A 24406-nucleotide genomic window follows, 5' to 3' on the forward strand; every position below is an offset into this window, starting at 1 on the left:
TGTGACGAATTTGTTGAACTACGAATCAGCGCGGGTTCGGGAACATCCGATTCTCGCGCTAGCGTTCGCACTTGACACGTTTCACAGTGGCACACAGCGACACCCAGCGACCCACGGCGACACCGCATGACAGCAGCACCCGACACCGGAAGGCGGAGGCCGTGAGCCTCATCGACCATGACCGCGCCGACGGCGCGGACCGGACGCCAGACCTCCTTCTCGCGGAGCGCGACAGCCTGCGCCGCTTCGTGACCGGCCTGATGGGGCGCGACCCCCACGGCGCCGAGGACGTCGTCCAGGAAACCCTGTTGCGTGCCTGGCAGTCGGCGGGCCGGCTGGACTGGCGGGACCGGCCGATCCGCATGTGGCTGTTCCGGGTGGCCCGCAACCTCGTGGTCGACAGCCGGCGCCGGGACCGGACCGTCCCGGTGGGCATCACGGCGGCGGACTTCGGTCCCGTCGGGCCGCCGCCGGTGCCGGACCACGCCGAACAGGTCGGTGACCGGCGGGTGCTGGTCTCCGCGCTGCGCACACTCGCTCCCGCACACCGCGAAGTCGTCGCCCGGGTCCATCTGCTCGGACAGAGCGGTGAGGACGTGGCCCGCCAGCTGGGCCTGCCCCAGGGCACGGTCAAGTCCCGTACCCATCACGGCATGCGGGCGCTGCGCGCCTCCCTCGAGTCCCAGGGCCCGCGCACGGCCGGCGCCGGGAACCACCGGGGAGAGACCGTCCGGGGAGAGACGCGATGAGCTCCGACACCATCACCACCCTGCTCGGCCTGGCCGGCGTGCTGGTCCTGGTCCTCGCCGTCACCAACTGGCTGGTGCGGCGCGGCGGCGGCTGGAAGGCCCTGTGGCGCCGGCTCGGACGCGAGATCACCCTCACCGTACGGGCGTTCACCGGTCCGGTGCGCACGGAACTGCGCTACCGGCGGGGGCTGCGCCTGCTGGTGCGACTGCTGCGCGACCCGGCCGTGTGGGACGACGCCGAGCGGGCCACCGCGCTGGCGGCGGCCGTCCGGCCCGGGGTCCGTCCGTACGGCGTGCTGGCCGGTGCCGAGTGGATGGCCGTGCTGGTCGCGGCGGACGGTGACGCGTTGCGCGAACCGCCGGAGCCCTGGGCCGCCGACGAGGCCGACCCGCGGCTGTGGTGGATCGAGCGCGCCGATCTGACCGAGGTGCCCGACGGGGCCGCCGTACCGCTGCTGGTGTGTGTGGGTCACGACCTGGGGCATGCCGTACTGCTCGACGTGCGGTCAGGGCCGCCCGCCCTGTCGGTGTACGGCCCGCCGCGTGCCGCCCGTACGGCGCGCGCGGTGCTCCAGGCGCTCACCGCGCAGCTGGACGCCCGGCTGCCGGAGGGCCGGGTAGCCGTCGCCTCCGGGGTGCACCCCAGGTTTCCGGGAGTGCCGGCCGCGGCGGCCGTCGGGCGGCCCGGCGTCGAGATCGCGGTCTGCGCCGACCCGCTGGAACGGCCGCTGCCGTCCGGTGTCCGGCTGCTCAGCCTGGGCGTCGCCCGCGGCCGGACCCGGCTGCTGGAGATCGCGCCGGACGCGGTGCTCACGGTGCACGGCTCGCCCGCCGCCGCCCGCGTCGACGTGCTGCCGCTGTCGCGGGCCGTGGCCCGGACCCTGGCCGTGCTGCCCCCGTACCCCGACCGCCCGGGCGACGAGGCACGGCGACCGGCGGACGTCACCCGCGCCGCCGACCCGGACCTGCTGCCGGACGAACCGGACCTGGGCCCGGACCTGGGCGCGGGCGCGTCGCGGGACACCGGCCCGACCGGGGTCTCCGCCACCCGCCCGGCGCCGGCACCCGCGCCCGTATCCGCTCCGGCCGCGCCCGTATCCGCTCCGGCCGCGCCCGAATCCGTTCCGGCCGCGCCCGTACCCGCTCAGGCCGCGCCCGTCGAAGCCCATGCCGACTCCGCCGCCGCTGTCGACGACGACTTCGACGACGACTTCGCGGAACCCAGCGCCTCCGGTGCGGCCGGTGTCTCCGCGGCCTCGCCACCGGCGCCGTGACCGCCGTCGTACCACCGCCCTTCCCCACACGAACGACCGCCCGGCTGGGAGCCGTGAACCTCACCATCACCACCGTGGACGCCACGGACGGACAGCGCCGCGACCACCAGGTCCGGCTGCCCTCGAACGCCACCGTCGGCGACCTCGCCGCCGCCCTGACCCAGGACGAGGCCGCCGCCACCGGTGGCGCGGACTGGGCCGCGTCCGGTGCGCCGCAGGCCCGCAACCTGTACGCCGGGGACCGCCGGCTGGACCCCGGGACGCCGGTGGCCGGCAGCGGGATCCGCGACGGCGGGCTGCTCGGGCTCGGCGGTCCGGCGCGCCCGGCGGATCTGGTCCGGATCCAGGACGACGACCAGGACGACGACCGGGACGGCGTGCTCGCCGAGGTGCACGTGGTCTCCGGGCCCGGCGCCGGCCGGACCTGGCGGCTCGGTCCCGGCAGCCACGAGATCGGCACCGACGCGCTGTGCGCCCTCAGACTGGACGCCGGCGCCGGGGTGCCCGAGTCCGGATTGTGGGTGACGGTCGGCGCGGACTCCACGGCGACCTGGCAGCGCGTCGACGACGACCCCGAGGCCGTGGTCCGTGCCCGGCTCGCCTCGCCGCCGCCCGACGACGCCATCACCCAGCTGCGCCGGCCCCGTCCGCAGCCGCCGCGCGAACGCCCGGCCGGGCCGGGTCCGGTGCCCTGGCCGGACGGCGAGGACCTGACGGTCGGTCCGGTACTGCTGCGGATGACCCGGCCGGTCGAGGCGGACGCGGCGGTCACCCCGTCCGCCGACGGGTTCGGCGTGGACTACAACCGGCCGCCGCGGATCGCCCCGCACCTGGACGCCGAACGGGTACGGCTGCCGCAGCCGCCGTCACCGCCGCAGAAGCGCCCGTTCCCGACCGTGATGATGATCTCCCCGATCGTCCTCGGGCTGTTCATGGTCAGCATCTTCAAGTCGTACTACTTCCTGGTGTTCCTGTTCCTCAGCCCGATGATGATGCTGTCGAACTGGGCGACCGGGCGCCGGGCGGCCCGCAAGCAGTTCCTGGAGTCGGAGGCGGCCTACGAGCGGCGCCGTGACGTGCTGGAGGAGCAGGTCCGGGGCGCGGTGACGGGCGAACGCCGGGTCCGCGACAAGACCGGTCCCGACCCGGCCGCCGTCGCGCTGATCGCGACCGGCCCCGGCGGCCGGCTGTGGGAACGGCGCCGTCGCGACCCGGATCATCTGGTGCTGCGCCTGGGCACGGTGGACCAGCCGTCGGTACGGGAGCTGGAGGACCCGGCCCGGGACGAGAACCACCGCTCGATCCGCTGGAACATCCCGGACACGCCGATCGGCGTGGACATCGCCGCGCACGGTGTCGTCGGCGTCGCCGGCCCGGCCGCCGAGGTGCAGCCGCTGGCCCGCTGGCTGGTGGCGCAGGCCGGTGTGCTGCACAGCCCGCGCGACCTGCGGGTGGTGATCCTGACCGAGCCCGACCGGGTCGCGGACTGGGCGTGGACCCGTTGGCTGCCGCACCTCAGGCCGGGCACGGCGGGTGGTCCCGTGGTGCTGATCGGCAACGACCCCGAGTCCACCGCGGCCCGGATCAGCGAGCTGGTCTCCCAGGTGCAGTCACGCCGCCGGCAGGCCGGCAACGACCGTGACGTGGTCTTCACCGACCCGGACGTGCTGGTCGTCGCGGACGGCGCGCGCCGGCTGCGCGACGTGCCCGGCATGGTGCAGGTGCTCACCGACGGGCCGCGGGTGCGGATCTTCAGCGTCTGCCTGGACGAACAGGAGCGGCTGCTGCCCGAGGAGAGCACCGGGGTCGTGCTGGCGGCGGAGAGCCGGCTGACCGTACGCCGGCCCGGCGCCCCCGACCTGCCCGGCGTCCGTGCCGACCGGGTCTCCCCCGAGTGGTGCGAGCAGTTGGCCCGCGCCCTGGCGCCGGTCCGGGACGTCAGCCCCGAGCACGACGCCGGACTTCCCCAGCGGGTCCGTCTGCTGGACCTGCTGGAGCAGGAACCGCCCAACGCCGAGGCCCTGTTGGACCGCTGGCGGCACGAACCCGCCAGCACCTCCTTCGTCGTCGGCACCGGCTTCGACGGGCCGCTCTCCCTGGACCTGGTGCAGGACGGGCCGCACGGCCTGGTCGCCGGTACGACGGGATCCGGCAAGTCGGAGCTGCTCCAGACGTTCGTGGCCTCGCTGGCCGCCGTGAACCGGCCCGACGAACTGACCTTCGTGCTGGTCGACTACAAGGGCGGAAGCGCCTTCAAGGAGTGCGCCGGCCTGCCGCACACCCTGGGCATGGTCACCGACCTCGACGCCCACCTGGTGGAGCGGGCGCTGGAGTCGCTCGGCGCCGAACTGCGCCGCCGTGAACAGGTGCTGGCGGCCGCGGACGCCAAGGACCACCCCGAGTACCGGGCCAAGCGCGCCGCCGACCCGTCGCTCGCCCCGCTCCCCCGGCTGCTGCTGGTCATCGACGAGTTCGCCACCCTGGTCCGCGAAGTCCCCGACTTCGTGCCGGGGTTGATCAGCATCGCGCAGCGCGGCCGTTCGCTGGGCATCCACCTGGTCCTGGCCACCCAGCGTCCGGCCGGTGTGGTCACCGGTGACATCCGGGCCAACACCAACCTGCGGATCGCGCTGCGGGTGACGGACATGACCGAGAGCCAGGACATCATCGACGTCAAGGACGCCGTCGACATCTCCTCCGGCACCCCCGGCCGGGCCCTGGTCCGGCGCGGGCCGAAGCAGGCGGACCCGTTCCAGACCGCCTGGGTGGGCGCGGAGCGGCCCCGGCAGACCCCGGCCGCCGCGACGGCCGGGCCGGAGCCGGGCCCCCGCAGGCCGGTGCGTGCGGTGGACGTGGGCTGGGACGCACTGGGCCGGCCCGCCGAACTGCCCGCCGAGACACGGACGGTGACGGCCACGGCCCCGCAGGGCCCGGCCCCCACCGATCTCCAGGCCCTGGTCGAGGAGATCCGCACCGCCGCCGACCTGCTCGACGACTTCACCCCGCAGCCCAGCCCGTGGCTGCCCCCGCTCCGGCGCGAACTGACCCTGGACGACCTGGAAGGACTCGGCGCCACCCGCGAGGGCCGGCTGGTCATCCCGTACGCCCTGGAGGACGTTCCGCAGCTCCAGCAGCGCCGGGTGGCCGTCGCCGACCTGGCCACCTTCGGGCACCTGTACGTCATCGGCGCCCCGCGTTCGGGCCGTACCCAGGTGCTGCGGACCATCGCGGGGTCGGCGGCCCGCGCGACGAGCACCGCCGACGTGCACATCTACGGCATCGACGCGGGCGGCGGCGGCCTCACCGCGATCGGCGCGCTGCCGCACTGCGGAGGGGTGGTCTCCCGGCACGACCTGGAACGGCTGGGCCGGCTGCTGCGCCGGCTGAACCGGGAACTGACCGAGCGCCAGGACCTGGCGCAGACACACAGCGCGACCGGTGTCGACGAGCTGCGCAGGCTGCTGCCGAAGGCGCAGCGGCCCGCGCACATCCTGTTGTTCATCGACGGCTGGGACTCGCTCTCGGTCATCATCGACGAGCACGACCACGGCCAGCTGGTGCAGGAGGTGACCCGGCTCATCCGGGAGGGCGCCGCCGCCGGCATCCATGTCGTCGCCACGTCCGAACGCTCCCTGCTGGGCGGGCGGATGGCCGCGCACAACGACCACAAGCTGCTGCTGCGGCAGGGCGACCGCAGCGACTACCAGGCCGTCGGGATGATGCCGAACAAGATCCCCGCCGACATCCCGCCGGGCCGCGGCTGGCACGTCCTCAGCGGTACCGAGACCCAGGTGGCGCTGCTCGCCGCAGGCGGCGGCACCGAGCAGGCGGAGGCGTTGCGGGCGATCGGTGAGAGTGCCCGCAAGCGGGACGCCCGGGTCCCCGAGACCCGGCGGCCGTTCCAGGTCGCGGTGCTGCCGCGCTCGGTGGAGTTCGCCGACGCCTACCAGAAGGTCCCCGACCCGGACCGGCGGCCGATGTGGGGGCTGCTCGGTGTCGGCGGCGACGAGGGCGGCCCGGTCGGCGTGGACCTCGCGGGCTCGGCCTCGGCGTTCGGGGTGTTCGGCCCGGCCGGGTCCGGCCGGAGCAACGCGCTCGCGTCGATCGCCGTGTCCCTGCTGGCCGGTGGCACCTCGCTGGTGGTCCTCACCCCGCGCGATTCGCCGCTGCGGGCCCTGGAGCGCCACGCCACGGCCACCGTGCTCACCGAGAACGACCCGTCGGCCGACTCCGTGCGGGCGGCCCTGGACGCGCTGCCCGGGCCGCGTGTGGTGATGATCGACGACGCCGATCTGATCACCAACTCGGCGGCCGACAAGCTCCTCAAGGAGATCGCCGTCTCCGGCCGCGACCAGGGCCTCGGACTGGTCTACGCGGCCTCCGCGGAGGGTTTCCAGAGCGGGATGAGCGGCTGGACGCTCGCGGCCCGGCGGGCCCGGCGCGGTCTGCTGCTCGCGCCGAAGAACCTCACCGAGGGCGACCTGGTCGGCGTACGGCTGATGCCCAGTGTGGTGCGGGCGACCACGCACCCCGGCCGGGCCTGGACGGCCGGCCCCGGCGGCGCGCTGCTCGCCCTCCAGGTGCCGCTCACCCCGCTGCGGACCTGACAGGCGGACGCGGAGGGGGCCCGGCGAAACCGGCCGGGCCCCCCGTGTGCGCTACGAGTTGTTCTGAAGGCTGCTGCTGATGCCCTGGTCGAACTGGATCGCGTTCTCCTTGATGCCGTTGAACATCTCCGAGAAGTCGTTGATGCCCTTGACGGCGGCCAGCAGGCTGGTGTCGAAGTTGTTGTAGGTGGTCCGGATGACCTCGCTGGACTGCTGGAAGACCATGCCGTCGTCGACGAGGGTGTTGACCCGGTTGCGCAGGTTGCTGAGCACCGGCAGCAGGTTCTCGTGGGCGTCGTGCAGCAGGCTCACGACCTCCTCGATCTTGTGGTAGTCGAGGTTGATGCCGTTGTAGCTGGCCATGGGGTTCCTGTCCGTTCCTGTCGGTCGTGGGTCGTCGGTCGTCAGTCGTCGTCGGTGGTGCCGCCCACCTGCTGCCAGTCCGGCTGGTTGCCGTCGGCGTCCTTGGGGCCGCGGGTGTACTCGGTGCGGTCGCCGTCGCTGCCGGTGGTGACCATGGTCCCGCTGCCGTCGGGGTTGAGGTTGGTCTCCGAGTGGACGGTGCTGCCGTCCGGGTAGGAGGTGTCCGTGGTGTAGTGGTTGCCGTCGCTGGAGTAGTCGGTCACCGACGTGTACGTCTTGCCGTCGTACGTGACGGTGGACTCCTCCTTGATCACATGGCGCTGGTCGTCCAGGGTGAGATGGGTGTGGACGCTGCCGCGCGCGGTGTTGATCGTCTGGTCCAGCGGCGGGTCGCCGGGGTCGGTGGCCGAGCAGAAGTCCGGCATCTTGCCGTCCGGTCCGGGCACGCACTGGTCCAGGTGGGACTGCTTGTAGTCCCACAGGTCCTTGTCCCGGAAGTAGTTCTGGAGCCCCAGGTTGCTGCCGGTTATGCCCATGCCCTGGGAGAGCTCGGAGTCGAACGACAGGAAGGCCTCGCCCACCGAACCGAAGGCGCCCGCCAGTTCCTTGAGGCCCTTGTCCGCGTGGGACATGGTGCTGCTGGCGTTGGAGTAGAAACCCGAGAGCGCGTCGGCCAGGGTCTGGTCGCCCAGGACCGTCAGGGCGTCGCTGGAGGTGTATCCGTCGTAGTCCGTCTGGCCCAGCCGGGAGAACGTGCTGTTGTCGAGGAGCGGACCGATGTCTCCGGCCAGGGCCTCCAGGTCCCGCTTGGCGTCGTTCAGGACGTTGTATTCGATTTTGAGTGAATCGGCCATGCCTGGGCCTCCCAGTCGGGACTCCGGTCAGTTGGACCACGCCGCACCCGGCCCGCCGGTTCACCCCGGACGGCCGCTGTAACTCAGATCACGTGAACCGCATCTGGGGCTGTGGCGTGGTCAGTTGGGGAGTGACCGCCCCGAAGGCCGCCGTACCCGGGAGGAACTTCACATGCCACGCCCGACCGACTGGAACGCGATCGGGCTCGACGGCGACCCCACCCCCGGCGACCCCGACCAGATCCGGACGCTGGCCACCGAGCTGAACCACCTGGGCTCCGAGGCCCGGCGGATCAGCACGGCGATCGACGCGGTCATGAACACGGCCGGCGACAGCGTCTTCGTCGGCGAGGCCGCCGACGCGCTGCGCGACAAGGTCAACGACCGGCTGCGCGGACACATCGAGGACGTGGCGCAGTCCTTCGAGACCGCGGCGAGCGCGCTGACCACCTGGGCGGACAAGCTGGTCGACCTACAGTCCCGGGCCGACGGCGCCCTCAACTCGGGCCGGGGGCTGTCCGAGGACGACCCGAGCAGGGACACCTACGCCTCGACGGCGCGACAGGCCGGCACCGAGCACGGCGAGGGCGCGGCCGCGGCGGCCGGCAGCATCTCGGGTGTCTCCGACATCCAGCTGCCGATCTCCAGGTGCCAGATCTTCTGGGAGGCGTTCCAGTGGCTGGCGATCATCCTGATCGTGCCGGCGCTGATCTTCGGCGGCCCGATCGCGCTGCTCGCCCTCGGCGTCAACCTCACCCTGTTCATCAAGACGATCGTCGACTTCGCCAACGGTGACGCCAGTTTCCTCGACCTGTTCCTCGCCGGGCTGGGCATCCTGGCGCCCACCACCAAGGCACTGCCGATCTTCCAGATCATCAAGGGCGTCGGTACGACCGCCTTCGCCAAGGGCTTCGCCAACATCGCCCGCGGTACCTTCCAGGCCCTGCGCAACCTGTTCACCAACGGCTTCCGGCCGACGACCCTGCTGCTGGGCCTGAAGGACCTGGTCCGGCTCGGCAGCACCTGGGTCTACAAGGGCGGCCTGTGGGTGCTGGACGGCATCCACAACCTGCCCAACGTCATCAGCCACGGCGTCAACTCCCTGGGCCTGACGGTCGTCCAGGGCTTCAAGGCGATCCCCGGGTTCGTGCGCGGCCTGCCCGAGACGCTCTCCAAGGGCTGGCAGGCCACGAAGACCTGGGTGGGCCAGGAGTTCGGGGGCACCAAGTGGCTGCGGATCCTCCTGCCGGTGGACGCGGCGGAGATCGGCGAGTACGGCTTCGCGCGCGCCCTGCGGATCAGCCTCTTCGACCGCGGTGTACTCGGGCAGCACGTGTTCGGCGCCCCGATCACGGGCGCCGTCGGCCGTACGATCAGCTCGGTCCCGGTCGATCCGCGTACCGTCGACGCCCTGGTCGACATGCCGCGCATCCAGCTGAACGAGCTGCGGTTCGGGGCGGGGGCCGGGCAGAACGCGCTGCGCAACCTCGACCTGCGCCTCCCCGGCACCCACCTGGACGTCACGTCGACGCTGCGGCCGCCGTCGCTGAACCTGGGCGACGTGGGCGCGATCGCCCACCGCGGCAACTTCGGCGTGCAGGCGGGACGCACGGTGGACGCGCTGGTCGACATGCCCCGGGTCCAGCTCGGCGGCGTCCACGTGGAGAACCTCGGTGCGCTGGGCGGGCGTTCGGACCTCGGGGTGAGCGTCGCCGCCACACCGACCGTCACCACCGCGTCCGGTCTGCACGTACCGGCGTCGGCCGGTGTCCCCGGCGCCGCGCACGGCGTCGCGAACACGCCGGTCGCGGCCGTCACCGGGGGCGCCCACACCACGCTCACCGGACTGCCCCCGACCCCGGCGAACCTCACCTCGCACGCCGAGGTGCTGCTGCCCGGCGGTGCGCACGGCGGCACGCACACGCCGGGTACCTCGGTCCTGACCGGCACCCACGGCACGCCGCCGCCCGTCGCCGGTACGGCGGGCGGCCTGGCCACGCCGGGCTCCCCCGTCGCCGGCCCCGTCCACACGACGCTGACCGGCACCGGCGCACCGGCCACGAACCTCGCGCACACCGCGCTGAACTCGACGCCGGCGCCGATGGCCGCGCACGAGGTGACCGCACCGAACAGCCTGCTCACCGGGCCGACGACGGTCGCCCACCCCGCCCCGAACGGCATCGGGCACACCGTGCCGGGCGCGGTCGACACCCACGCCTCGGCGTTCGACCTGCTGGCGGGCGGCCACCGCAACACGCCGAACACACCGGTGGCCCCCGGCACCGGCAGCACCCTCGCCGACCGCACCACCAGCGCCCTGACGGCCAACCAGACCCGGCTCCACCTCGACGAACTCGTCCACAGCCCCGGCTCACCCCGCCCCGGTGCCGCGCCGGAGCACCTGCCGCACGGCTCAGCGGCACCGGGCACCCCGGACCGGCTGACGGTGAACCCCGCCGCTCCCGACCGGCTGACGGTGAACCCCGCCGCTCCCGACCGGCTGACGGTGAACCCCGCCGCTCCCGACCGGCTGATGACGAACCCCGCCGCGCCGGACCGGCTCACGGCCGGGACGACCACACCCGACCGGCTCACGGTCGGCACGACCACACCCGCCCGGCTCACGGTGACGCCCACGACACCGGACCGGCTTCCCGTCACCGTCTCCCCGCACGACCCGCCCTCCCCCGCTCCTGTCGGCGGTTCCGGCCGCCCGGGCCCGGGCGGTGACCACAGCCGCTCGGCCCTCGACCTCGTCGACACCGGCCGCAGCGCCCGCGGGAACGACACCCCCGCCTTCGCCGGCACCCCCGCCCACACCGACACCGGCAAGGGCCTGGCCGGCTCGGCCTCCGGCACCTCCGGGCACACCCCCGAGCACCTGCCGGAGCAGCGCGCCGCCGCCCCGTCCGACAGGACGAGCGGCCCCTACCCAAGCGGGACCGGCGGCGGCCGCGACCTGCCCGGGCACGGGCCCCGGCTCACCCCGGCCCAGATCGAGGAGGCCTGGTTCCGGGACGGGCAGCGGGTCGACGCGCTGTTCGGCCACGCGGACGACCCGCTGCGCCAGGCCCGCCGCGATGCCTGGCGGGACCACGTCCAGGCACGCTACGACCTGGGCCGGGCCGAGGAATCGCTGCCGCACGACGGCCACGCGGGCAGCTCCCACGGCCCCACCGCCGCCGAGCTCCGGGCCCGCGAGAACGTCGACGCCGCCCGGCAGCGGTACGACGCCACCCACGACCGGCTGACCGGACTCGGTGTCGACCCGGTGCGGATGGAGGCTGACCTCGCCGCCCTGCGCGGGCTCGGCCTGAACGAGCGGCCCCGCGCGCTCGGCGGCACGGTCCTGCCCGCCGACACCGCGACTCCCCCGCCCGCGCACACCGCGCCGTCCGCCCACGGTGAGACGCGGACGGCCACCTCCGCGACGCCTCCCCAGCGGCTGGCGGAGTTCCTGGGCGAGCACACCGAGGCCCAGCGCGGCCTGCACCAGGCCGAGATCAACCTCGCCAACGCCGGCCAGAAACAACGCCCGACGATGGAGGCCGCCCTCGCCAAGGCGAACGAGGAGGCGACCCGGAGCACGGTCCGGCTGGACGACGCCATGACGCGGGCGCTGACCGAGGGCAGGCTCTCCCAGCGTGACCTCAACCTGCTGGTCGACCAGTTCGCCGGTGCCGGTGACATCCAGCGGGCCCTGCGGCTCCAGGAGCACGCGCTGCGGCTGGACACCGAGGCGCGCCACGCGCCCGACGCCGCCCGCCCGGACCATTTCATCAGGACCGGCGCGGAGATCCAGGAGCAGTCGCGCGGCCTGCGCGAACTCACCCGGCGGCTGGAGAACCTGGTCGAGGCGGGCAAGAGGACCCCGCAGGAGCTCCAGGGCCTCGCCCGGACCCTCGACGAGGCCGCCCACACCCTCGACGCCTCCCTCCAGGGCTTCGTCAAGGACGCCGCCGAACTCGGCGGCACGTACACCCTGCGCAACGAGCACGCCCCCGTCGCCACCGTGGCCCACCAGCTCGCCAGGATGGTCGACGAGGCCGTCACGGAGGCCGGGCCGGGCGGGTCCGTCTCCCTCAAGGGCTTCCTCGGCACCGAGGCCTCGATCACCCGTCTACAGCGCGACATGCCGGCCGTCGCCCGCCGCTTCCGCACCGACAAGGCGTACGCCGAGGTGCCCACCGGTCTCCAGTGGAAGGCCGAACTGCCCGGCACCCAGGCCCAGTGGAAGCAGGTCTTCGACGACTTCGAGGACTTCGACAAGCTCTCCAGGACCCAGCAGACGGAGTTCGTGCAGAAGCTGTCCGAGCGCAACATCAGGCAACTGCGCCAGGACGTCGCCGAACTGCTCGACGGCCTGCCGCGGGCCGAACGGGCGCAGTTCGAGAAACTGCTGGCCGGTCTGGAGAACCTGCCGTACCGCGTCAAGCACGCGACCCCGGCCTACCACGCCATCGCCAACAGCGGGGTGATGTCCTCCCAGGGCGACCTGGCCCGACGGGGCATCAGGTTCCTCGCCTCCGGCAAGAGTTCGGCGAAGAACACCTCCAACCTCGGCAACGACGACTTCGTCTTCTTCCGGATGGAGGCCGGTGACAAGCCGATGGCGACGCGGTACGGGCCGACCACGCTCGTCTTCGACGCCAAGGTCCTGGAGGAGAAGGGCGGCTGGGTGTCGCTGCACGACCAGCTGCACCCGCTGGACCGCGAGACGATGCGGGACCTGAAGTTCGGCGACGACACCGTGCGCAGCGCCACGTACGACGAGGGCTTCGACGAGATGGGCAAGCGGGCCCGCTGGACGTACGCGTACCCGGACGGCGGCTCCCGCACGGTCTCCTTCGACCAGGAGGTCTTCCACGGCGCGCACGTCCAGGAGGCGCTGGCCCTGTCGGTGGTGCGCGAGGTGCACCGGATCGGCGGCGGCTTCAAGGACGACGTCCTCCGGCTCGTCCACGGGCGGGTCGACGCGGAGGGACTGGGGTCGGTCGTCTCCAAGCTGTACCGGCCCGAGGCGAAGTTCGGGTCCGGACTGCCCATCAACCCGCTCGCGAGCCGTGTCGAGTCCGAGTGGCCGAGGCCGCTCATGGTCCACGACGCGGAGGGCGACGGACGCTATCTCGCCGACGGGACGGTGGACCCGGCCGCGCGGGCCGCGGGCAAGGCGTTCGACGAGGCGTCGGACAAGCTGCGCCAGGCCGACAACGCCGTCGTCAGCGGCAACAAGAAGGCGCAGCGCTACAACCTCAACAAGGCGCAGCCGCTCGCCGAGCAGTCGGTCAGGCTGACGCGGGAGTTCCACGCCCTCGCCGAGGGTGCCCGCAAGGACATGGCGCAGGGCCTGCTCGACGAGCGGGTGAAGCTGCTGGACACCGTCAACGGACGCGTCGACGCCCTGAAGCAGGGACCCGACCCGGACGCGGTGAAGGCGCAGCCCAGGCCGGGAAAGAACCAGGGCGCCGGGGCCTCGTCGTCGGCCGCCGTGCCCGGCGGACCCGACCTCGCCGAACTTCCGCGTGCGGCCGAGGACGCGCTCAAGGCGGTGCCGGGCATCACGGACCCCATGAAGAAGATGGTCCGGGCACTCGCCAACTCCGACGGCTTCCGGTCGCTGCCGGACTCCAAGGTCGGCGCGCAGACCACGGCCGCCGTCGACCTGGGCAGGAACGCCTTCGACAAGGCGTTCAAGCACCTGTCCAAGGCGGGACTGGTCTACGGTGACGAGGCGGGCCTCCACTTCACGGACGACGGCCGGCGGCTGTTCCTGCCGCCGAGCGCCGACACCAAGACCCCCACGCTCACCGGCGACCACCTCCCGTCCCACACCCCGGACACGAACGGCACACCCCGCCCCACCGAGAACGACACGCCCGCATCGCGCCCCGTCGACATCGCCCCGGCCGCACCGCACGGCGGCGGCACGGCCCCGCACACGCGGACCGGGCTCCAGACGACGCTCGACGGTGTGGACAGGTCCGCCCGGGTCCAGCGGCAGAACGACGCCCTGAGCCTGCTGGACGGCACCCCGCCGGCATCCGTAGGGACCGGTCGCGGCACCGGTCCGGCCGTGCCCCCACGGCAGCCCGGGCGGACGCCTTGGGCGGAGGATTCGGCGCGGTTCGACGAGCTGCTGGGCGGCGACGGCCGGCCGTTCCGCGAGGCCTGGGTCGAGCTGTCGTCCGCCCGGGCCGAACTGAACCGGGTCGAGGACCTGCGCGGCGCGCCGGGCGGAGCGAGCACGTCACAGGGCGTCAGCGCGTTCGACGTGCAGCTCAACCAGGAACTGGTCGCCGCGCGGGAGCGGTTCCGCACCGCCTACACGAACCTCCAGGACCTCGGTGTCCAGCCGGCCGAGATCGAGGCCCGGGTCCAGGAGATCCAGCTGGGGGCCACCCGCCGTGGCGCGACGCTCGGCGCGGGCAAGCACGACACGCTGCCCGACACCGTCCCGCCCGCGGTCGACCACATCGCTCTGAACAGCTCGGGTGTGAGCGGTCCGAACGGTCTGACCGTCGAGCGGAGCGTGGGCCAGGACGGCGCGGTGACGCTGCGGATGGTCGACCAGCAGCTGCACCCGGACCCGGCGCACACGGTCGTCGCCCGGCCGGACGGCGGTTTCGACGTCCGGAACACCGGGTCGGACACGGTCGAGACCTACACCGCGCACGGCGACCGGACCGGCTACGAGATGCCGCTGCACGGGGCCGACGGCCGGCCGACGGGCATGCGGCTGCGCACGGACGTCAACGGCCACGGCACGCGCCGGGCCCTGACGGTGCACGGGCCCGGAGCGGACGGGCTGACCGCCTTCCCGCTGCCCGGCGACGCCACGCGGATCACCCGTGGCGACACCGGCGCCACCCGCCGCGTGGACGCCCTGGGGCACCATCTCGACGAGGGCGTCCAGCTCACCGGCCGGGACGGGGCACCCGGCCCGACCGACCGGGTGCTGGTCACCGACGGCTCCGGCGGTCATGTCACCGATCTCGCGGGCAACCGTCTGGACCTGCGGGTGCGGGACCTGGGTGACGGGCACGGCGTCAGGGTCACCGACGAGACGACCGGGGTGTCCGTACGCCACGACGGCCGGGGGCGCCTCCAGGAGACCTGTGTCGCGCTGACCGACCCGCGGGGCGTGCGCGGGGAGCGGTTCCTGGCGGACGACGGCACGGGCCGCTTCACGCTGACCGACCCGTCCGGTGCCCGGCAGCCCCAGACGGTCACCGCGCTGCCCGACGGAGCCGGCTTCCGGGTGACCGACGAGACGAGCGGCGCCACCAGCACGTTCACGGCCGACGGCCGCTACCGGGACACCGGCCTCGCGCTGTTCGACCCGGCGGCGGACGCGCGCGGCGGCCGGATCGTCGTACCGGACGGCGCGGGCGGTCACCGTCTCACCGACACGGCGGGGCAGCCGCTCCCCCAGCGGGTCGTCACCGTCGACGGCAACCGGCCGCGCACCATCGACGGCGTCACCGGCGAGTCCGTGCTGTACGACGCCCAGGGCCGCCCGGTGAGCACCTCGACCGCGCTGGCCGACCCGGCCGACGGGCAGCGCGGCGCCCGGTTCGCCGAGCCGGACGGCGCCGGCGGCCACCGTCTCACCGACGCCGACGGCAACCGGCTGCCCGGCACCGTCACCGCGCTCGCGGACAACGGTGGTTTCCGTACCGTCCACGACACCGGTCACCGCACCTTCGCGCCCGACGGCGGCCTCGCGGGCGACGGGCTGCGGCTGACCGGCCGGGACGGCGTACCGGCCGGGCATCTCGACCGGCCGCTCGGCGGGGCCCCGCGCTGGCTGGACGACGCGTTCGCGGCGGACCCGGCGCGGGCGGTCACCTTCGACCCGGCCGGCCGCGTCGAGATCGCCCGCCCGGGCGGCGGCCGGCAGGTCTTCGACCAGAACACCGGGCGGTTCGTCCAGGAGACGGTCCCGCTGCCCGGCGGCGGTCACCGGACCACGCCGGCCGACGGGACGTTCACCCGGTACGACGCCCAGGGCGCCGTCACGGCGACCGGCACCCCGCTGCCCGCGGGCCACGGCGGGCGCCTGCTCGTGGTGGCTCCGCCGACCGCGGCGCACCCCGGCGCCTGGCTGGAGGACGCGGCGGGCGGCAGGCTCGCGCACTGGACCGCAGTCCGGCGGCCCGACGGCACCACCCGGATCGCCTTCGACGACCGGACCAGCCCGCGGCACGGCGAGTTCGTGCACCTGGCCGCCGACGGCAGCGTGGTCCGGCAGGGCTTCAACGTGCTGGACGACGGGCGGCGGACGGACTACCGGTACGTCGTCGACCGCACCACGGGCACCTGGGAGCGGACCACCAGGTCCGGAGCACCGGTGGCGGCCGGGTCCTTCCACCACGGCACCGCCGACCTGTCCGGGGCGGCGGGCGGTCACATCAAGCTGCTCAGCTCGACCGGGAAGCGGGTGCCGGTCTTCGAACGCCGGGTGCTGCCCGGTGCCTCCGGCGACGTCGTCGACTCCTTCCGGCGGACCGACACGATCGGCTTCGCCCGCACCAACCCCCGTACTCACTGGGTGCGTTGGGACGACACCGGCACTCCGGCCGGTACGGGCAGCCGGCACTACGACACGGCGGGCACCGGCTGGCGCGACACCGACGGCTGGGGCCGCACGGTCCGTGAGTACCGCGACGGGCTTCAGAAGTTCGACGGCCGGGCCGGCCACACGCTGGGCGTCGACGACGGCAACGGGGTCTGGACCTGGCACCGTCACGACGGCGACGGCAAGGTGATCGCCTCGGGTCCGCGCACCCGGGAGCGCGTCGGCAGCGGCTGGACCGACCGCACCGCGGACGGCCGGATCGCCCAGCGGCAGTGGGGCATGGCGGAATGGCCCGAGCGGGCCGGCCAGTACCAGGAACACGCCGTGAACCCGGCCGACGGCACCCTCCGCGCCACCTGGGAGCGGCACTCCCCGCACGGCAAGGAGGTCGGCAGGCACGAGGCCTTCGGCGACGGCTTCCTGACCACCGACCGCTGGCGTGAGCAGCGGCCGCCGACCTGGGTGCGCACCCGCTGGCTGGCCGGCGCCGAGCACACCCGGCCGCCGTACGCCCATGTCCGGGGCGACGACACCTACCAGCTGTTCACCTGGACCAAGGAGGCGGGCGACGGCACCACCACCTCCGGGGTCCGCTACGTCGGGATGGACGGCAGCGCCCTGGATCTGGTCGCCGACGGCACCTTCGCGCGGTTCAGCGGGAAGCTGCACGACGGCACGTCCCTGAAGGTGGGCGACCACGCGGCACGCCCCGCCCACGCCCCCGCCGATGCCGCCGACCTGCCCTGGCAGGCCGGAAACCTGCGGGGCTACCGCCACACGCTCGTGGACGACCCGGACGGCAGGCTCTGGGAGGACGTCCACCAGGACGCCGGCGGCACCCCGCACGTCGCGCGTGAGGGGCGGCCCGGCGGGATCGTGCGGGAGTTCACCGGCGACCGCACCTGGGTGGACCGGGACCCGCACGGCAACCTCGTCGGGCAGAGCCACGCCCACCCGGACGGCACCGCCGGACGGGTGGTCCAGGGCTCCGGCCGCGCCGACTCGGGCCGCTGGACCTGGCGTGAGCTGGACGCCCAGGGCACCGAAGTCGGCCGCGGCCGCAGGGAGTTCTTCCGGGGGTCACAGGACTCGCGGCTGCCCTGGGACGACTCCTACCGGGACTACGACGGCAACGGCGACCTCGTCCGCGAGCGCCGGGCGCTGGACTCGGGGCGGTATGTCGACGCCTGGCGGGACGATCAGGGCCAGTGGCGCGCCGCTGCCCACGAGCGCGACGGCACGCCCATCACGGTGGGCGACGGCGAGCAGGTCCGCCGCTGGTGGGACGGCCGCGCCTGGCAGGACCGGTGGACCAACGGCGCCCGCCACTTCCGTGACGAGCTGCGCGTCCCCGGCCAGGGCGCGCCCGTCGTACTGCGCGAGACCCCGCTGCACAACGGCGGTCCGCTGCGGGTGCGGGCGTACAGCACCGCGGTCACCCAGAACACCCCCGCCGGTTCGGTGTGGAAGGAGTTCGACCACGGCGGCGTGGTCCGGGAGCGCAGGGCGGAGGGCACCGGGTTCGTGGAGACCGACGCCTGGCGCGGCCAGTGGAACCGGTACGACAGGAACGGCGATCTGATCGCCCAACGCACCGACAACGGGCTGGTGTTCGAACGGGACACGTTCGGCAACTGGCGGCTGACCGGCAACGAGTACGACTTCCGGGGCCCGCTGACCGAGATTCGTGGCTGGGGCCGTACCACCCGTGAGGCGCAGCGGATGCCGTGGTCCGGCACGGTGCTGCCGGACGGCGACGCGGCGCTGCGCGAGGCGCGTTACGAGCCGTACTGGCAGAGCGTGGCGAAGAAGGCGGCGCTGGAGTTCGGCCAGGAGTTCATCCTGGAGTTCGGTGCGAACCTCGCGGTGAACGGGATCGTCGCGGCCGTCCAGAACAAGCCGTTCACCGGCAAGGACGCGCTCAAGTCGTTCGCGAACGCGGCGGTCGGCGCGGGCATCAAGACCGGTCTGAGCACGGCGGTGCACGAGAGCCGGGCCCTCGGGCTGGAGAACCTCGGCAGGCTGAAGGCCGGCATCGCCAACATCGACGGCGGGAAGCCGTGGACCCGCCGCCCCATGAACCACGACAAGACCTGGGTCAACGAGTGGGCGGGCAACGAGACTCCGACCCGCTGGCGGGGCGGCGTCTACGACTACTCGTTCGGTGTCCTCAGCAGCGCGCTCTCGGGCTGGGTCAACGGCAGCATGAACGCGGCGGTGTGGGGCGTGACCGATGCCGACGGCCAGACCGTGAAGCTGCACGGCGGGGACGCGGTGTGGGAGGGCGGCATCAACGCGGCGGCCTCGGTCACCACGGCCGCCACCACCGGACTCGTCAAGAACGTCTTCGTGATGAGCGCCGGCGGCCGGCTCTTCCACCGCCAGGGCTTCGCCGACTTCTGGGTCCAGCTACCCTTCAAGATCTTCGAGAAGACGATCCAGTCGCTGTACCTGACCAGTACCTACCGTGCGAGCATCAATCCCACGTACTACCAGGCGCCTTGACCGGGCAGCGGCGATCACCGAGGACTGGGGACAGCAGATGACCACCCGTCACACCGTGGCGCCCAAGGGCCAGGGCGGCCGGGGCGCCTACCGGACCATCGGGGAGGCGGTCCGCGCCGCCTCCCCCGGCGATCTGGTGGTGATCGCCCCCGGCACCTGGACCGAGAACGTGGTCCTGGACCGTGCCGTGGTGCTCACGGCCGAGCACGGCCGGGGCAGCGTGGTGATCACGGCGCCGCCCGGTGAGACGCCCGCGGTGACCGTGGACGGTCCGGACTGCGCCCTGCACAACCTCACCGTGTGGGGTTCGGACGCGGGGCTGCCCGCCGTGAGCGTGTCGCCCGGCGCCGGACTGGTCCTGGAGGAGTGCTCGGTGGAGGGCGGCCGGGTGCAGGTGAAGGGCCCGGACGACGAGGAGGGCGGTACGACGGCCGTGGTCCTGCGCCGCTGCCGTCTGGAGGGTGCGAGACTGGCCGGTCTGCACCTGGCCGGGGGTGTCCGGGCGCGGCTGGAGGACACGGCGGTCACCGGGGTCGACGGCACGGGCGTCGTCCTGTCGGGTACCGCGAGCCTGGACGCCGTACGGCTGCGGCTGGAGCGGACGACCGGGTCGGGGATACGGCTGCGCGGCCGGTCCCGGCTGCGGCTGGCGGACTCGGTGCTGGCCGGCAGCGGGCGGGCCGGACTGCTCCTGGAGGACGCCACCGAGGCGCTGGCCGGGGAGACGCGGATCGAGACGCCGGGCGCCGCCGGGGTGCATCTGACCGGGTCGGCGCGGGCCGAGCTGACCGACTGCCGGATCCGTGGGGCGGCCGCGAGCGGTCTGGTGGTGCAGGAGACCGCGCGGCTGACCGCCGCGGGCTGCTCGGTGGCCGACGCGGGCGCCAACGGCCTGCTGGTGACGGGTTCGGGCGAGGCGCAGCTGGCCGACTGCCGGATCGACCGCAGCGCCTTCAGCGCGGTCCACCTGGCCGGTACGGCCGTCGGACGGCTCGCGGACTGCCGGGTGCGCGGCGGCTCGGAGCACGGGGTGCACGCCACCGGTGAGGCGCGCGTCGAACTGGCCGACTGCGGGATCACCGACGTGGCGATGACCGGGGTGAGTGTCCTGGAGCGGGCGGTGGCCACGCTGACGGGCTGCCGGGTCGCCGGAACGGCCGCGGGGATCGGGATCGGCTCGGCCGCCGGCTGCACGGTCGCCGACTCCACGGTGACCGGTACGAAGGAGATCGGCGTGCAGGTCGCCAAGGGCGCCGTCGCCGCCCTGGCCGGGATCCGGATCAGCGGCGCGGGCGCGGCCGGGCTGGTGGTCGACGAGGACGCCGAGGCGACGGTGGACGGCGGCTGGGTGGAGGACTGCGCGGGCTCCGGCGCCGTGGTGTGGACGGGAGCCCGGCCTCAGGTGACCGGGCTCCGTATCGACCGGCCGGGCAAGAACGGCGTGTTCCTGGCGGAGGGCGCGGGCGGCACGTTCACGGCGCTCGACGTCACCCGCGCCGGGTTCCCCGCCCTGCATGTCGCCAAGGGCGCCGACCCGGTCTTCCGGCACTGCCGCGTCCGGGACTGCGCGGAGGCGCTCGGCACCGACGAGGGCGCCGGGCCGGTCCTGGAGGACTGCACGGCCGACGGCGCCCCGCTGGTCTTCGGCGACCCGGCCGCGGCCCCGGCCGGCGGGACCGCGGCCGGGACCTCTTCCGTACCCGCCCCGGCCAGGTCCGCGGAAGGCGCGGCGGAGCCCGAGGAGGAGAACCTGGAGGACCTGCTCGGCGAACTCCACGAACTGGTCGGCCTGGACCGGGTCAAACAGGACGTCGGCTCGCTGGTCAAGCTGATGCAGACGGTCCGCCGCCGTGAGGAGGCCGGACTGCCGGCTCCGCCGCTCAGCCGCCACCTGGTGTTCGCCGGCAACCCCGGTACCGGCAAGACCACGGTCGCCCGCCTCTACGGCCGCCTGCTCAAGGCCCTCGGCCTGCTGCGCCGGGGGCATCTGGTCGAGGTCGACCGGACCGCGCTGGTCGGCGAGTACGTCGGCCACACCGGCCCGAAGACCACCGCGGCCTTCAACCGCGCGCTCGGCGGGGTGTTGTTCATCGACGAGGCCTACTCGCTGGCCCCGGCGTTCGCGGGCAACGACTTCGGCACCGAGGCGGTGGCGACCCTGGTGAAGCTGATGGAGGACCACCGCGACGACGTGGTGGTGATCGCCGCCGGCTACCCCGGTGACATGCACCGTTTCATCGGCTCCAACCCCGGTCTCGCCTCCCGTTTCGGCCGCACCCTGCTCTTCGAGGACTACGAGCCGGCCGAGCTGGTCTCGATCGTGGAGTTCCAGGCCGGACAGCACCGCTACGAGCTGACACCGACCGCCCGCGCGGAACTCCTCGCCCTGTTCGAGGGGATGCCCAAGGGCGAGGGCTTCGGCAACGGCCGCTCGGCCCGCCAGGTCTTCCAGGAGATGACCGAACGCCAGGCCCAGCGGGTCGCCGAACTCGCCGCCCCGACCGACGAACAGCTGATCAGCCTGGAGGACCACGACCTGCCGCACCCGGCCGCGCGCTGACGGCACGATTCGTTTCGTACAATTTGAGGCCGAACGACCGTGCGGCGGCAGGCCGCCGCACGGTGCAGGAGCAGGTTCGCGAAGGAGTACGCCGTGCCCGGTCAGCGGTCCATCACCGAAGCCGAGAAGCTCGCCTCGGCCAAGCTCGGCGGTACCCCGGTCCGCCGGGAGCAGATGGCGGCCGTGGCGAACATCTACCGGGCCGCCTCCGCGGTGCGCCAGCATCTGGAGAACTCGGTGCTGCGCGGCTCCGACCTGACCTGGACCGCGTTCGTGGTGCTGTGGGTGGTGTGGGTGTGGGGCGAGTCGGAGACCCGGCACGTGGCGGAGGAGGCCGGGATCTCCAAGGGCACGCTCACCGGGGTGGCCCGCACCCTGGAGTCGCGGGGGCTGCTCGCCCGCGCCGGGCATCCGAGCGACGGCCGGCTGGTGCTGCTGAGCCTCACCGACAAGGGCGAGGAGCTGATGCAGCGGGTGTTCCCGGCGTTCAACGAGGAGGAGGCGTTCGTGACCGCCGGCCTCAGCGACGCCGAGTGCCGGGGTCTCGCCGAGGGGCTGCGGCGGGTCGTGCTCCAGGTCGAGGAGCACGGCGAGGAGCGGCGCCGGGAACTGCTCGACGGGGCCGCGCCCGCGCCGCGCCGCAGCGGTCGGCGCCCCCGGGCGTGATCAGGCGGCGGCCCGGACGAACGCGTCGAACAGCCGCTGCTGGACGGGGTCTTCGTGCGCGGTGTCCTCGGGATGCCACTGCACGGCCGTGAACCAGCCCCGCCCGTCGGCCGCCTCGATGCCCTCGACCGTGCCGTCCGCCGCGGTGGCGGAGACGGTGAGCCCGCTGCCGAGGCGGTCCACGCGCTGGTGGTGGTAGCAGGAGGCGTCCAGCTTCTCGGTGTCCGTGGCCCGTTCCAGCCGGGAACCGGGACGCACGCGCACGGGGTGGACCACATGGCGGTGCGCGGTGTCCATGTCCTGGTGCAGGGTGCCGCCCAGGGCCACGTTCACGACCTGGAGGCCCCGGCAGACGGCCAGCAGCGGCAGCCCCGACTCCATCGCGTGGCGGGCGATGTGGAGGTCGAAGGTGTCCTGGAGGTCGTCGACGTCGTAGACGCTGTCATGGGTGTCGGCGGCGCCGTAGCGGTACGGGGCGAGGTCGCCGCCACCGGGCAGCAGCACCCCGTCGAAGCGGGCCAGCCGGCCGGCCACGTCGGTGTCGGCGGGGTGGATGCTCGCGGGCTCGCCGCCGGCCCGCCAGACGGCCTCGACCAGGGCCCGGGCGTTGACCTCGGCGGCGAAGCGCAGGGCCGAGGTGGTGGCGGAGAACCGGGCGGGTACGGCGATGAGCGGGCGGAGCTGTCGGCGCGGTCGGGTCACAGCTGGATCCAGGTCGTCTTGAGCTCGGTGTACTTGTCGATCGCGTGGGCGGACTTGTCCCGGCCGTTGCCGGACTGCTTCATCCCGCCGAAGGGCACGGTCAGGTCGCCCTCCTCGTAGCAGTTCACCCAGACCGTGCCGGCCTTCAGGGCCCGGGACACCCGGTGTGCGGTGGCCAGGTCGGAGGTCCACAGTCCGGCCGCGAGTCCGTACTCGGTGGCGTTGGCGAGCCGGACCGCCTCGTCCAGGTCGTCGAAGGCGAGGACGGACAGCACCGGCCCGAAGATCTCCTCGCGGGCCAGCCGCATCCCGGGGTCGACGCGGTCGAAGACGGTGGGCCGCAGGTAGCTGCCGCCGGTCCCGGTCAGGGCGCGTTCGCCGCCGGTGCGCAGCCGGGCGCCCTGCTCGTGCCCGGTGGCGATGTGGTCCCGGACGCGCTCCAGGTGGGCCTCGCCGACCAGTGCGCCCATCTCGGTCGCCGGGTCCAGCGGGTCGCCGATCCGCAGTTCCTCGGCGCGGCGCACGATCGCGTCCGTGACGCGCTCGGCGATCGAGGAGTGGACCAGGAGCCGGGAGGGCGCGGTGCACATCTCGCCCTGGTTGAAGAAGATGCCCCAGGCGGCGGTGGCGGCGGCCGCGTCCAGGTCGGGGGCGTCCGGGAGGATGATGTTGGGCGACTTGCCGCCGAGCTCCAGCCAGACCCGCTTCAGGTTGGAGTCGGCGGAGTAGCGGAGGTAGTGGCGGCCGACGGCGGTGGAGCCGGTGAAGGCCAGCACGTCGATGTCCGGGTGGAGGCCGATGGCCCGCCCGGCGGTGGGGCCGTCGCCCGCGACCACGTTCAGCACCCCGGGCGGGAGTCCGGCCTCGGTCCCGATCCGGCCGAGGAGCAGGGCGGAGAGCGGCGAGGACTCGGACGGTTTGAGGACGACCGTGCACCCGGCCGCGAGCGCCGGGGCCACCTTCCAGCTCGCGAGGGTGAGGGGGAAGTTCCAGGGGACGACCGCGCCGACGACGCCTGTCGGCTCGCGGGTGACGAGGGCGAGGGCGTCGGGGGCGGTGTGCGGGGACTCGTCGGTGAGCTTGTCGGCGAGCTGGCCGTACCAGCGGAAGGTGCTGATCGCGGCGCGCAGCTCGATGGCGTAGGCCTCGGTGACGGGCTTGCCCATCTCCAAGGTGACGGTCAGGGCGAGCTCTTCCCGTCGCTCCTCTAGGAGTTCGGCGATCCGCAGCAGGATCCGGCCGCGTTCGGCGGGGGCGAGGCGGGGCCAGGGACCGGAGTCGAAGGCGCGGCGGGCGGCGGCCACGGCGTGGTCGACCTCCGCCTGCCCGGCGTCGGCGACCCGGGTGAGGAGCTGTCCGTCACGGGGGGACACGACGGCGAAGGCGGCCCCGCCGCCGGGTTCGGCGGTGCCGTCGATGTGGTGGTGCGTGGGCGGGTCGAGTGCCTTCGCCCGGCTGAGCAGTTCGTCGTGGGGGAGGTCCAGCATGGTGATCCCGTCGGGGGGTCGGGGGTCCGGCCGCGCGGCGGCCGGACCCGGCGAGCGAGGG

Annotated in this window: 10 protein-coding genes; 6 read left to right on the forward strand and 4 right to left on the reverse strand. The window is 73.9% G+C overall.

Going from position 1 to position 24406, the window contains the following annotated elements; translation table 11 throughout:
• The first annotated feature begins 161 nt into the window (after nt 1-161).
• From AAW13_RS20510 to AAW13_RS20520, 3 genes are read left to right on the forward strand one after another with little or no spacing between them, the layout of a single operon-like run.
• Nucleotides 162-749, forward strand: a complete 588-nt coding sequence (locus AAW13_RS20510) for a sigma-70 family RNA polymerase sigma factor (RefSeq protein WP_240528665.1) — start codon at nt 162-164, stop codon at nt 747-749.
• The gene (locus AAW13_RS44915) at nt 746-2023 is read left to right on the forward strand and encodes a hypothetical protein (RefSeq protein WP_052768590.1); all 1278 of its coding nucleotides are present in this window, start codon (nt 746-748) and stop codon (nt 2021-2023) included. The genes AAW13_RS20510 and AAW13_RS44915 overlap by 4 nt, the downstream gene beginning before the upstream one ends.
• A gap of 53 nt (nt 2024-2076) precedes the next feature.
• Nucleotides 2077-6630, forward strand: coding sequence for an FtsK/SpoIIIE domain-containing protein (locus tag AAW13_RS20520; protein ID WP_046730426.1), 4554 nt, complete (start codon nt 2077-2079; stop codon nt 6628-6630).
• Between the two features lie 51 nt (nt 6631-6681).
• Here the strand turns inward: AAW13_RS20520 and AAW13_RS20525 are convergent, their stop codons facing one another.
• Together AAW13_RS20525 and AAW13_RS20530 are read right to left on the reverse strand one after the other, a co-directional pair.
• Nucleotides 6682-6993, reverse strand: coding sequence for a hypothetical protein (locus tag AAW13_RS20525; RefSeq protein WP_046730425.1), 312 nt, complete (start codon nt 6991-6993; stop codon nt 6682-6684).
• Nucleotides 6994-7034: 41 nt separating this feature from the next.
• Nucleotides 7035-7847: a hypothetical protein gene (locus tag AAW13_RS20530; protein ID WP_046730424.1), complete on the reverse strand. Its 813-nt coding sequence runs from the start codon at nt 7845-7847 to the stop codon at nt 7035-7037.
• Between the two features lie 172 nt (nt 7848-8019).
• Here AAW13_RS20530 and AAW13_RS20535 point away from each other — a divergent pair, with 172 nt between their 5' ends.
• From AAW13_RS20535 to AAW13_RS20545, 3 genes are all read left to right on the forward strand, one after another.
• On the forward strand, nt 8020-18930 hold the full coding sequence (locus tag AAW13_RS20535; RefSeq protein ID WP_046730423.1) for a hypothetical protein: 10911 nt from the start codon (nt 8020-8022) through the stop codon (nt 18928-18930).
• Nucleotides 18931-18967: 37 nt separating this feature from the next.
• Nucleotides 18968-21490, forward strand: a complete 2523-nt coding sequence (locus AAW13_RS20540) for a right-handed parallel beta-helix repeat-containing protein (protein WP_046730422.1) — start codon at nt 18968-18970, stop codon at nt 21488-21490.
• 93 nt (nt 21491-21583) lie between these two features.
• Nucleotides 21584-22156 carry a MarR family winged helix-turn-helix transcriptional regulator gene (locus AAW13_RS20545; protein WP_046730421.1) on the forward strand — a complete coding sequence of 191 codons (573 nt, stop codon included), beginning with the start codon at nt 21584-21586 and terminating at the stop codon, nt 22154-22156.
• Here the strand turns inward: AAW13_RS20545 and AAW13_RS20550 are convergent, their stop codons facing one another.
• Nucleotides 22157-22858 (reverse strand): gamma-glutamyl-gamma-aminobutyrate hydrolase family protein, encoded by a 702-nt coding sequence (locus AAW13_RS20550; RefSeq protein ID WP_046730420.1) that lies wholly within the window; start codon nt 22856-22858, stop codon nt 22157-22159.
• Complete coding sequence (locus tag AAW13_RS20555; protein WP_046730419.1) at nt 22855-24345, reverse strand: aldehyde dehydrogenase; 1491 nt, start codon at nt 24343-24345, stop codon at nt 22855-22857. The genes AAW13_RS20550 and AAW13_RS20555 overlap by 4 nt, the downstream gene beginning before the upstream one ends.
• Nucleotides 24346-24406: the final 61 nt, after the last annotated feature.

The organism is Streptomyces humi (genome assembly GCF_001005085.2).
Lineage (GTDB): Bacteria > Actinomycetota > Actinomycetes > Streptomycetales > Streptomycetaceae > Streptomyces > Streptomyces humi.

Bases quoted from the DNA above. Each gene is read 5' to 3' on its own strand.
- AAW13_RS44915 (WP_052768590.1), top strand. From the start codon at position 746: ATGAGCTCCGACACCATCACCACCCTGCTCGGCCTGGCCGGCGTGCTG.
- AAW13_RS20525 (WP_046730425.1), bottom strand. From the start codon at position 6,993: ATGGCCAGCTACAACGGCATCAACCTCGACTACCACAAGATCGAGGAG.
- AAW13_RS20530 (WP_046730424.1), bottom strand. From the start codon at position 7,847: ATGGCCGATTCACTCAAAATCGAATACAACGTCCTGAACGACGCCAAG.
- AAW13_RS20535 (WP_046730423.1), top strand. From the start codon at position 8,020: ATGCCACGCCCGACCGACTGGAACGCGATCGGGCTCGACGGCGACCCC.
- AAW13_RS20540 (WP_046730422.1), top strand. From the start codon at position 18,968: ATGACCACCCGTCACACCGTGGCGCCCAAGGGCCAGGGCGGCCGGGGC.
- AAW13_RS20555 (WP_046730419.1), bottom strand. From the start codon at position 24,345: ATGCTGGACCTCCCCCACGACGAACTGCTCAGCCGGGCGAAGGCACTC.